Here is a 2,296-nt window from a genome sequence, read left to right on the forward strand (position 1 = left end):
TCGGCGCCGCCGCACCACGCGCCGCATCCCAACCCGCGTCCAGCGTCAGATCCACCCGCCCGGCACCCGGACCCGCACCGTGCAGGACGTCACCCGCCCCGCTCGACGGCGCGGACACTGCCCGCGCCGACACCCCAGTGGGGTCGTCCAGAACCGGGAACGACTTGTCCCCGCTCGCCAAGCGCACCGTCACGTTCTCCGCGCCTGAGCCGTGGACGACGGCGTGCCGCACGTCCCGCTGGAGCCGCTCAAGCGTGTCCAGCAGACCATCCGGCGGGAAACGCCTGTTCAGCGCCTCAAGCAGGCTGGACTCCGAGACGCCCAGTTCATGCGCCAGATTCCTGAAGTTCTCATCCTCGTTGTTCCAGCCCGACCTGGCGTTGCCCGGCCCCACGTGAATGGAGTTGTCCGCCGTGAGAATGGACGGCCCATGCTCGTCGATCAGATCCTGGGCCGCCCTCGAACGGGCGGTCAGGTGGAACTTGCTCCCGGTGATCGTCACTTCCGTCGTACTGGTGAGCTTCTTCCCGCCCACCTTGACATCGACCTCGTTGCCCGAGCTGAGCATCACGTTGAGATGGACGGCCACTTCCGCCTGCGTCCCACCGTCATGGACCGTGATGACGATCGGCCGCGAGATGAGGTTGTTGCCCCCGTGGTTACGGGTCTTCACGCCGAACTCGAAGCCACCGAGCGTGCGACGCGCATCCTCGGGCCTCCCGCCGCCCCTGCCGATGACGGCGTCCAGGACCTCGTCCCCGGTCAGCCGCGTCGAGCCCGCGGCAGCCGGCGCTGCCGCGGAGACGGACTGCGGCAGCAGCCGCTTGTTGATGCCTGTGACGAGGGCATTCCGGGTGTCGATGGACATCTGGACGAGCTGCTTGAAGGTGTCGTTGACGCCCCCGGTCGCCGAGCGAACCGCGGTCAACTCGCCCTTGAGGGCCGTGGTGAGTTCAGTCCCCTTCATCACCCGGAGTTCCGTGCCGTCCAGCCGGATGTCGTGGAAGGCGATCGCCGCCAGGCTCTTCGCGACATGCTGGTCCTTGGCGAGGACACCCGGGTGGTGCAGCTCGAGGTAGTGCTCCATCTGCTCGGTCCAGGTCTTCTGGTTCGCATGGCTCTGCGTGAGACCGGTGAGGAGCGACTGCGAGTCGTCGCCCACCTCCAGGGCGATGCGCTCGCCGTCGGTGACGAGAGCCAGGTCCGAATCGAAGACCACGGCCTGGTTCTCCCGCCCCTGCCACAGGTGGCGGCGGTTCTTCACGAGGCTGTCGAGGAGGCGCTCCCCCTCCCTGGCCTCGTAACTGATGGCCCTCCCGGAGACCTCACCGAACCGGATGTCCTTCTCCAGGCCGAGGGAGTTGGCCGGGTCGACACGGACGAACGTGTTGGGCTCGGGGAAGTAGATCGCCCGCGCGTCGGTCTTCGCCATCGCGTCGCGCACGGCCAGGTCGAGGTCGGCGGCGTTCTTCGCGGCACCCCCGGGGAGGGTGTAACCGCCACTCACCATCTCGGGAGCGGACCCGTTCTGCTCCGTCAGGGTCTCGATCTTCGCGGCGGCACGCTCGAAGAGCGGCTTGCCGCCGACGACCATGCTCTTCACATCGGCGTCACCGACGTGCAGGTACACCTCACCCTCGGCGTTCAGCTTGACCTTGTTCAGCATGCCGCGGGTGAGGTCGTCCCGGACCACCGCCTCACGGAGCGCGCCGTAGGGGATCTCCTTCTGGGCACCGGCCGCGACGAGCTTGGGATCGGGCTGACGCCAGGTGAAGCCGGTGACGGAGACCTCGAAGTTGCCTTCCCTCTCCCACTGCCGGGAGAACTTGCGCACCGTGTCGGCGATCTGGGTTTCCGTGCCGGCGCGCCCGTTCACACCGATGACAAGGCCGAGCCGCTCGCCGACGACCGACTTGTCGGTGAACGCCGTCCCGTACGTCTTCGCCAGCTTCAGCAGATCGGTGTCCGGGGTCGCGATGACCGTGGCGACGAAGCGGGTACCTTCACCGCCCTGCAGCGAGCCCTTGGCCGCACCGTCGTACTGGGCCACCGGCGTCAACCGGTAATGGCTTGCGATGTCGCCGTATCCCTCGCTGAAGCGCACGGCGTCCGTCCGCTCGGTGAACGTGGGCGGCACGGGCCCCAACTGCGAGCCACCTGCGCTGGTGTTGCCCTTAGGTGCGTGGGGGGCGATCCCGTCGACCGCGTCGACATCCACGTGCGGCACGTGGACGTGATCGTGACTGACGACCTGGGCGTGGATGAGGTCGAGATAGCGGGGGCGCAGCCCGCCCTG

The 2,296-nt window shown here is 68.0% G+C and carries 1 protein-coding gene; it reads right to left on the reverse strand.

The window, feature by feature from the left end:
- A partial coding sequence (locus ACWDAS_RS41380; RefSeq protein WP_450401140.1) for a hypothetical protein occupies positions 1 to 2,137 on the reverse strand: 2,137 nt, incomplete at its 3' end.
- Between the last annotated feature and the right edge of the window lie 159 nt (positions 2,138 to 2,296).

The sequence above is a fragment of the Streptomyces sp. NPDC001070 genome, assembly GCF_053598835.1.